The following is a 521-nucleotide window of genomic DNA, read 5'->3' on the forward strand; positions in this document are numbered from 1 at the left end:
AGGACTTCAGTATCGCCAAAGCGCTTGTGGATATTTTCTAATTTGATCATCGTACGTACGCCTTATTCAGTTTCGCTTCAGCCCAAATTTGTACTCGAGTCAGAATCACCACCACGCCCCAGTAAATCAGAGCAACGGCTAGGAATGCTTCAAAGAAACGAAAGCTTGAAGAGGCTTCCATCTGAGCTTTAGCCATGATTTCTGCCACGCCAAGCGTAAAGGCTAGGGAAGTCGACTTAATCATATCAATGAAGTAGTTCATCAATGAGGGCAGTGCTACTCGTGTTGCTTGTGGCAGAATCACACGACGCATCGCTTGTGGCGTTGTCATGCCGACCGATAGGCTCGCTTCCATTTGGCTACGATCAATACCGATGATTGCAGCACGAATACTCTCGGCCATATAAGCGGCAAAGTGCAATGTTAAACCAATCACTGCGGCAGAAAATGCATCGATACCCACCATCACAGGGAAGATTTGTGGCAAGCCGTAATAAAGCAGGAAAAGTTGTACTAACAGT

Annotated in this window: 1 protein-coding gene; it reads right to left on the bottom strand. The window is 46.4% G+C overall.

Features of this window, described 5'->3' with window-relative positions; genetic code table 11:
- Positions 1-46: 46 nt before the first annotated feature.
- Positions 47-521: amino acid ABC transporter permease (locus R7Q48_RS30980; protein WP_318134247.1), on the bottom strand; the 475-nt coding region annotated here is incomplete at its 5' end.

Source organism: Vibrio sp. 378 (genome assembly GCF_033339435.1).